The following is an 8,325-nucleotide window of genomic DNA, read 5'->3' as shown; positions in this document are numbered from 1 at the left end:
TCGGCGTTCATCGGCTACCTGATCGTCATGGCCCTCGGCGTCGACCACTACGGCCGCGAACTCAAGGCCACCAGGATCGCCTTCGAGAAGAAGGCCAACCCGGCACGCGCCTTAGAGGGTGTCTTGGGGTGCCGACCGGATCTCAGCCCGGTCGGCACCCCAAGGCACCCCCCTGCCCCCGGTAGAAGTACCGGTACCGCTCGCGGAAGCCCTGGCCGCCGTAGAGGGCCAGGGCCGCCTCGTTGTCGGTCTCGACCTGGAGCGCCACCCGGCGCGCGCCTGCCGCGGCCGCCCACGCCGTCAGCGCCCGCAGAATCTCGCCGCCCAGACCGAGCCGCCGGTGCTCCGGCAGCGTGCCGATGCCCGAGACGGCGGCGAGGTCGCCCTCGATCGCGGCCCGGCCGCGCGCGGCCAGGGCCCCCTCGCGCCAGATCTCGGCGAAGCCCCGGTCGGGTCCGGACCCGAGCACCGCCGCCGCGACCGCGGGATGGCCCCGGCCGAGCTGCTCGAGCATCTCGGGCACCGGCTCGTGCCGGATGAGCGCCTCGCCGTCGTAGTCGAACGGCTCGATCGGCCTGGTGAGCACCGCCGTCTCCCCCTCGGCGGTCCAGCCCGCCGCGGCCAGCGCCTCGTCGAGCCGCCGGCCCATCCGTCCGGGGATGGAGATCAGCGGCCGCGCCCGCCGCTCGCGGTACCAGTCCACGGCGTGCTCGACGGCCGCCTCCAGGCCCGCGTCCGGCTCGGTCAGGGCCAGCACCGAGTTCGCGCGCCTTGAGAACCCTTCGGAGTAGCGTAGAAGCCAACCGCCGAAGTCCTCGGTCTCCACGGCCGGCCAACTGGCCGCGAGCAGCCGCTCGAGCTCGAGGATCTCGGAGAACCGCGTCGGCTTCGGCGGGATGGGACGGGTGGCGACGACATCGGCAATGGCGACGGTGATCGCGGTCCCCGCTTCAGGAAGCACCCGCAGGCGCTCGGTGTCGATCTCGATAAGCTCACCGGTGACGTCGCTGAACCGGGGACTGGACACGGCGTCGGTCAGACGGAAGCGGACCGCAACCCGCCGCCCGACATGTTCTGGTCCCAGCATCTGGCGCACCTCTCCGCTCCGGGTGTACTACTACCAATAGGCTTTAGGCTCATCGCAGCGCAGTCCGCCCGATTGCGCGCTGTAGGAAGGACGACTCGTGACTTACATCATCGCCGAGCCGTGCGTGGATCTGCTCGACAAGGCGTGCATCGAAGAGTGCCCCGTCGACTGCATCTACGAAGGCAACCGGATGCTCTACATCCACCCGGACGAGTGCGTCGACTGCGGGGCGTGCGAGCCGGTGTGCCCGGTCGAGGCGATCTTCTACGAAGACGACGTGCCCGAGGAGTGGGAGGGCTACACCAAGGCCAACTACGACTTCTTCGACGATCTCGGCAGCCCCGGCGGCGCCTCCAAGGTCGGCAAGATCGAGCGGGACGACCCGTTCGTGGCAGGCCAGCCCGCGCGCGGAGAGTAAGGGTGTCGAACCGCCGCCTCCGCAGCGCCTCTCCGGCGAGGCGGCTGCCGAAGTTCCCCTGGGACCGCCTGGCCCCGTACAAGGAGCGGGCCGCCGCGCATCCGGCCGGGATCGTCGACCTGTCGGTCGGGGGCCCGGTCGACGAGGTGGCTCCGTCGATAAGGCGAGCGCTGTGCGAGGCGGCCGACCGGCCGGGGTACCCGACGGTGGCCGGACCGGCCGAGCTGCGCGAGGCCATCGCCTCCTGGCTCCACCGCCACACCGGCGTCGCGACCGACGTGGCGGTCCTGCCGACCGTCGGCAGCAAGGAGCTGGTGGCGAACCTGCCGGCCCAGTTGGGCCTCAGCGCCGGGGAGTCGGTCTCGTTCCCCGAGATCGCCTATCCCACCTATGAGATCGGCGCGCTGCTGGCCAAGGCCGATCCGGTGCCGGTGGCCGATCCGCGCGACGCCGCGGGCTCGCGCCTGCGGATGTCCTGGATCAACTACCCGGCCAATCCCACCGGGGCCGTCGCCTCGGTCGAGTACCTGCGCGGCCTGGTCCGGTGGGCCCGCGAGAGCGGGATCGTCCTGGCCAGCGACGAGTGCTATCTGACGCTCGGCTGGGACCGCGACCACCCGCCGGTGTCGATCCTCGACCCGCGCGTCAACGACGGCGACCTGACCGGCCTGCTGGCCGCGCACTCGCTGTCCAAGCGCTCCAGCCTGGCCGGATACCGCTCGGCGTTCCTGGCCGGAGACCCGGCGATCATCGCCGACCTGCTGGAGATCCGCCGCCACGCCGGGTTCATGGTGCCCTGGCCGGTCCAGCGGGCCACGATCGCGGCCCTCCACGACGAGGACCACGCGATCGAGCAGCGGCTGCGCTACGAATCGCGCCGGGAGACGCTGCGGGGGGCGCTCGAGGGCGCCGGTTTCCGCATCGACGACTCCCAGGCCGGGCTCTACCTGTGGGCCAGCCGCGGTGAGGACTGCTGGGAGACGGTGCAACGCCTCGCCGAGCGCGGCATCCTGGTCGCCCCCGGCGAGTTCTACGGCCCCCGCGGGGCCGAGCACGTGCGAGTGGCGCTGACCGCCGCCGACACTGCGGTGGCCGAGGCCGCCGAGCGCTTGAAATAGGACATGAAACCGGGCCCGTGGCCGGATGCCACGGGCCCGTGTCCTACACTGCGCTCAATCCTTGACGGCCGGGTCCTCAAGCGGCACTGGCAGATCGACCGGCAGGTCGAGCGGCAGGCCGAGTGCGGTCAGGAGCTCCAGGCACGGTTGGAGCCCGTCGGCCGCCCCGTCGCCGCCAGGCAGCGGCGGCAGTTGCTCGGCGTCCTCGCCGGACAGCGGCACATCGCCGCCGGCTCCGGAGACCGCGCCTACCACGGTCTCGACCAGCGCGGCCACGCACTCGCCGAGCTGTCCGATGAGGTCGCTCGCGGGATCGTCGCCGGGATCCCCGGGCACCGGCAGACCGGGGTCCGGAATCGGCAACGGTAGCTGTTCCGAATCCTCGGCGGCCTCGGGCTCGGATTCGACCGCGCTCGCGCCCGACGCGGCGAAGGCGACCGCCACAGGGACGGCCAGTGCGGCGGCGGCCAGGCGCCGCCACAGTCTCGATGCGGGTCGGTTCGGTGTGGATTTCTGCATTTGCGTTCCCCCGTGTGTGTTCTCCGGACCTGCACCGCGAAAGCCACGTATGCGTCGAGCGCCCCGGTGGGCGCCTCGGCTGCTCACCTGTGCCAAGGTCCCTACACCGACTGGACTATATGCACGTTCGGAGCGGTATGTGGGGAATCCGAGAAAACTACTAGTAGTCCTATCGCGACCGTATGTGTTCATGGTGAAGTTTCCACTGGCGCCTGTCGGTCCCTCGGGCCACACTTGACGGGTGACTGACTCGCTCCTTATCGGCCGGGACCACCCGGCCTCCGTTCTGCGGGCGGCCGTGGAGCGGACCGCCTCCAGCCACGGCGGCCTGGCGCTGGTCACCGGCGAGGCCGGCATCGGCAAGACCGCCCTGGTCACCCGCGTCGCCGCCGCGGGGCGCGACGAGGTGACGGTCCTGTTCGCCACCTCCTGGGAATCCGAGGCCGTCCCCGAGTACTGGCTGTGGACGCAGGTGCTCCGGTCCCTGCGCGGCCAGCTCACCGACGCCGAATGGGACGCGCTCCCCACCGACGGGCCGGCCGTGGCCGCGTTCCTCGGCGGCGCCGACGGGGTCAAGCCCGGCGAGTTCGAACTGTTCGACGCCGTCACGCAGGTGCTCATCGCCGCCTCCCACCACCGGCCGATCCTGGTCGTCCTCGACGACCTCCACTTCGCCGACCCCGGGAGTCTCGAATTGCTCAAGTTCGCCTCCCAGCACACCTGGTTCGAGCGAGTCCTGTTCGTCGGCACCTACCGCGACTCCGAGATCGACCCGGGCCACCGCCTGCGGGCCCGCATGCTGCCGCTGGTCGCCAAGGCCACGATGGTCAGCCTCGACGGGCTCGACGAGACCGGGGTCGCCGAGCTCATCCGCGCCACCGTCGGCTCGGCCCCCGACGCCGAGACGGTCGCCGAGATCACCCGCCGCACCGGCGGCAACCCGTTCTTCGTCGAGCAGACCGCGCAACTGTGGGCCACCGGCCAAGCGGTCGACGTCAGCACCGCGGGCATGCGCGACGCCCTCCAGCGGCGGCTCGACCAGCTCGACGAGCGGATGCGGCGCATGCTCACCCTCGCCTCGGTCGGAGGCCGCGAATTCCACGCCGCCGTCATGGCTCAGGCCGCCGGGTTGGACGTCCACGAGATCGAAGGGGCCCTCGACGCCGCCTGCCAGACCCGCCTGGTCCGGCGCGAACGCGACCGGTACGTCTTCGTCCACGACCTGGTCCGCGAGTCGCTCTACCGCTCGATGACCGACACCGAGGCCGCGGGGCACCACGGCTGCATCGTGCGCGCCCTGGTCGAGGACGAATCGCTACAGAAGCTCATGCTGACCACCGAGATGGCCAACCACGCCTGGCTCGCCGGGGACTCGATCGCCCCCGAGACCGCCGTGGAGCTCATCGCCCGCGCCGGGGACGAGATCAACAGCTGCTTCTCCGGGCCCGCCGCCGAACTCCACTACAGGCGCGCGGTCGAGCGGTGCAGTCCCGAGATGGTGCGCCGGCGGGTACTGCTCAAGCTGGAGCTGGCCGGGGTCATCAAGTGGCAGCGGCGCCACGAAGAGGCCCGGACCCTGTACGACCAGGCGCTGGTCGAGGCCGTCGACTCCGACGACACGCTGCTGCTGATCCGCGCGATCATGGCCTCCCCGCAAGACGAGCGCATTTCCGATCTGGTGCGCCTGAAGACCGAGGCGTTCGAATCGCTCACCGGGCGGGCACCGGACCCGGGCCTGGAACACGACGACCTCACCAGGCAGCTGCTCCACAACTTCCTGCTGGCCGCCCGCGCGAGCGGCTCGGACGACGACGTCTCCTTCGGGCTGTGGGCCACCCACTCGATCCTGTGGGGGCCCGGGACGGCCGCCGAGCGCCAGGAACTGGTCGAGGAGCTCATCGAGGTCACCCGCCGCACCGGAGACGCCGAGACGCGCCTGTTCGCCGAGTCGCTGCTGTGGGTGGCCCTGCTCGAACAGGGCGACCCGGCCTACCGCGGCCAGCTCGAGACCTTCTGCGCCCTGGCGCAGAACAGCAGCCTCGAAATGTGGCACGGAGCCACCCAGATCGACCGCAGCATCATCGACATCCTCCAGGGCCGCTTCGACCGTGCCGCCGAGCGCCTCGAGGCCGTCGAGAGCCTCGTCAAGGAGGACCAGGCGCACCGCGAGATGATCGACCACATGCGCTGGGAGCTCGCCTACGCCCGCGGGGACGTGCCCGAGGCGATCCCCGAGACCTGGCGGTCGGCCTACGGCTGGTGGCATTCGGACCTGCTCTCGGGCCTGACCGCGCTGCGCCGCGGCGACCTGACCGAGGCCCGCCGCGCCCACGACCGCATCGAGACCGAGTCCGACCCCTACGACACCTGGGTCTCGCTGCGGCTGCGGTTCGAGACCGAGCTCGGCATCGCCGACGAGGACGCCGAACTCCTCGAGCGGGTGCGACGGCGGCTCGCCGGGCACGAGGGAGAATGGCTCCAGGCGCTGTGGGGCTGCTCCATCCACGGCCCGGTCAGCTACTGGCTCGGCGCTATCGCCGCAGCGACCGCCGAGCCCGAGGCCGCCGCCGAGCACTTCGCCGCCGCGGCCGAGCAGGCCGACCGGCTCGAGGCCAGGCCGTGGGCCGAGAAGGCCCGCGCCGCAGCCAGGGAGCTTCGGAAGTCGATGCTCCAGGACGCCTCGGACGAGACCGGTGGGGCGGGCGAGGCCGTCTTCCGCCGCGACGGCGCGACCTGGACCCTCCGGTTCGACGGCCGGACCGTCCACCTGCCCCACACCAAGGGCCTGGCCGACCTCGGCTTCCTGCTGAACCGGCCCGGCGCCGAGATCGCTGCCGCCCGACTGCTCGACCCCGAGGCCGGAGCCGAGGTCGAGACCGACGCCCGCCTCGGCGGCGACGACGTCCTCGACGCCGAGGCCAAGGCCCGCTACCGCGAGCACCTGGAGGCGCTCGACGAGCAGATCGACAGCGCCACGACCCTGGGCGACCACGACCGGGCCGCCCGCCTGGACGCCGAACGGGCCGCGCTCATCGACCAACTCAGGGCCGCCACCGGGCTCGGAGGCCGGTCCCGGCGGTTCGGCGACAACGCCGAACGCGCCCGGAAGAGCGTCACCAACCGGATCCGCAACACCCTCAAGAAGATCGAGACGGTCCACCCGTCGCTCGCCGCGCACCTGCGCGAGGCGGTCGCCACCGGTTCGAGCTGCGCCTACCGCCCGGCCGGCGATCACCCCGACTGGCGCCTCTGACACGACGAAGCCGGGCGGGTCGCCCCGCCCGGCTCCTCCGGGTGTTCTCTGTGGTGGCTCACTTGCGGTTGTAGGCCCTGATCGTCAGGAACCCGAACACCGCGATGAATCCGGCCGACCAGAGCAGCGTGGTGACCACCGCGCCGGAGTCGACCGCGCCGTCGAACAGGCCGCGCACGCCGTCGACCAACTGCGTGATCGGCGTGTTGTTCACGACCGGCTGGAGCCAGCCCGGCATGGTGGACGGGTCGACCATCACGTTCGACAGGAACGTCAGCGGGAACAGGATCGACATCGAGATCGACATGACCGTCTTCTCGGAGCGGGCGATCAGGCCGATCCAGGTCCAGATCCACGAGAAGGCGAAGCAGAACACCAGCAGCAGGACCACGCCCAGCAGCACGCCGTCGGGGCCGCCGGAGGGCCGGTAGCCCATCACCATGCCGGTGCCGAACATTATCGCCCCGGCGGCGGCGTACCGGAACGCGTCCGCCAGCAGGTAGCCGACCATCGGAGCGGCCCGCCAGATCGGGAGCGTCTTGAACCGGTCCGACACTCCCTTCTGGATGTCGATGTTCACGCCCATGCCGGTGTACATGGTGGTCATCACGATGCTCATGACCATGATGCCTGGCAACAGGAATTGCAGGTAGTCGCCGGTGCCGCCGGCGATCGCCCCGCCGAACAGGTAGGTGAACATCAGCAGCATCATGATCGGGAACAGCACGATGTCGAACAGTTGCTCGGGCACGTGCTTGATCTTCAGCATCGCCCGCCAGCCGAAGGCCCGCGCCGCCGCCAGCGGGCTCGGCGCCTGCGGACGCTCGCCCGCGGCGAGCAGGCCCCGCAGCCGTTCCTTCTCGATCTGCGCGAGCGACTCTTGATCTGACTTGGTCTTGGTCTCGGTGAACGCCATGATGGTTTCCTTTCCTTAAGACTTCGAGGGGTTTAAGCGTCGACTTTGTCCGTGAGGGCGAGGAAGACCTCGTCGAGGCTCGGCTGGCCCAGGGAGAAGTCGTCGACCAGGATCCCGGAGCGCGAGAGCTCCCCGAGCGCGTGCGAACCCTGCGAGGCGGTGTCCTCGCCGGGCTTGAGCGTCGCGGTCAGCGCCACCGGGTCGTCGTCGAGCTCGACCTCGGCGCCGAGCGCCTCGGCCAGGACGGTGCGCGCGTGGTCGCGCTGATCGGCGTGGTGCAGGCGCAGCCTGATCGAGCCGGCGCCCACCGCGGACTTGAGCTCGCCGGGGGTGCCCTCGGCGATGACCTTGCCGGTGTCGATGACCGCGATGCGGCCCGCCAACTGGTCGGCCTCCTCGAGGTACTGCGTGGTCAGCAGGACCGTGGTGCCCTCGGCGACGATGGTGCGGATGACGTCCCACACCTGGCCGCGGCTGCGCGGGTCGAGGCCGGTGGTCGGCTCGTCGAGGAACAGCAGCTTGGGCGTGATGATGATCGACGCGGCGATGTCCAGTCGCCGCCGCATACCGCCGGAGTAGCCCTTGACCTGCTTCCCGGCCGCCGCGGTGAGCCCGAACGCCTCCAGCAGGTCCTCGGCGCGGGAGCGCGCCGCGGCCTTGCCGAAGCCGTACAGGCGCGACAGCAGCACCAGGTTCTCCAGGCCGGTCAGGTCCTCGTCGAGCGAGGCGTACTGCCCGGTCAGGCTGACCTGGGACCGGACGGCCGCCGGGTCGGCGACGACGTCGCGCCCGAACACGGTCGCGCTTCCGGCGTCGGGCCGCAGCAGCGTGGCCAGCATCCGCACGGTGGTGGTCTTCCCGGCCCCGTTGGGCCCGAGCACCCCGTAGACGGTCCCGGCGGGAACGACCAGGTCGACGCCGTCGACGGCCTTGGTGTCCTTGAAGTGCTTGACGAGCCCCTCGGCTCGCACAGCGGTGTCTTGGTTCGTCATTATCGGCCTCCTGGGTGAATCT

7 protein-coding genes are annotated in these 8,325 nt (G+C 71.1%); 3 read left to right on the top strand and 4 right to left on the bottom strand.

Going from position 1 to position 8,325, the window contains the following annotated elements:
• Positions 1 to 142: 142 nt before the first annotated feature.
• Positions 143 to 1,087 (bottom strand): GNAT family N-acetyltransferase, encoded by a 945-nt coding sequence (locus JFB92_RS13045; protein WP_199039188.1) that lies wholly within the window; start codon positions 1,085 to 1,087, stop codon positions 143 to 145.
• A gap of 97 nt (positions 1,088 to 1,184) precedes the next feature.
• On the opposite strand from JFB92_RS13045, the gene fdxA reads away from it, so the two are divergent.
• The gene (gene fdxA / locus JFB92_RS13040) at positions 1,185 to 1,505 is read left to right on the top strand and encodes a ferredoxin (RefSeq protein WP_199039186.1); all 321 of its coding nucleotides are present in this window, start codon (positions 1,185 to 1,187) and stop codon (positions 1,503 to 1,505) included.
• A 2-nt stretch (positions 1,506 to 1,507) separates the two neighbouring features.
• Positions 1,508 to 2,623, top strand: coding sequence for a succinyldiaminopimelate transaminase (dapC, locus tag JFB92_RS13035; RefSeq protein ID WP_199039184.1), 1,116 nt, complete (start codon positions 1,508 to 1,510; stop codon positions 2,621 to 2,623).
• Positions 2,624 to 2,677: 54 nt separating this feature from the next.
• On the opposite strand, the gene JFB92_RS13030 is transcribed toward dapC, so the two are convergent.
• Positions 2,678 to 3,142 carry a hypothetical protein gene (locus JFB92_RS13030; RefSeq protein ID WP_199039181.1) on the bottom strand — a complete coding sequence of 155 codons (465 nt, stop codon included), beginning with the start codon at positions 3,140 to 3,142 and terminating at the stop codon, positions 2,678 to 2,680.
• Between the two features lie 241 nt (positions 3,143 to 3,383).
• Between JFB92_RS13030 and JFB92_RS13025 the strand changes: the two genes are divergently transcribed.
• On the top strand, positions 3,384 to 6,395 hold the full coding sequence (locus JFB92_RS13025; RefSeq protein WP_199039178.1) for an ATP-binding protein: 3,012 nt from the start codon (positions 3,384 to 3,386) through the stop codon (positions 6,393 to 6,395).
• A 58-nt stretch (positions 6,396 to 6,453) separates the two neighbouring features.
• On the opposite strand, the gene JFB92_RS13020 is transcribed toward JFB92_RS13025, so the two are convergent.
• Both JFB92_RS13020 and JFB92_RS13015 read right to left on the bottom strand, forming a co-directional pair.
• On the bottom strand, positions 6,454 to 7,311 hold the full coding sequence (locus tag JFB92_RS13020) for an ABC transporter permease (protein WP_199039175.1): 858 nt from the start codon (positions 7,309 to 7,311) through the stop codon (positions 6,454 to 6,456).
• A 32-nt stretch (positions 7,312 to 7,343) separates the two neighbouring features.
• The gene (locus JFB92_RS13015) at positions 7,344 to 8,303 is read right to left on the bottom strand and encodes an ATP-binding cassette domain-containing protein (protein ID WP_199039172.1); all 960 of its coding nucleotides are present in this window, start codon (positions 8,301 to 8,303) and stop codon (positions 7,344 to 7,346) included.
• Positions 8,304 to 8,325 lie beyond the last annotated feature (22 nt).

Source organism: Glycomyces salinus, from assembly GCF_016428645.1.
GTDB lineage: Bacteria > Actinomycetota > Actinomycetes > Mycobacteriales > Micromonosporaceae > Glycomyces > Glycomyces salinus.
Note: the sequence above shows the minus strand (reverse complement) of the source record. Positions and strands in the feature narration are given on the sequence as shown.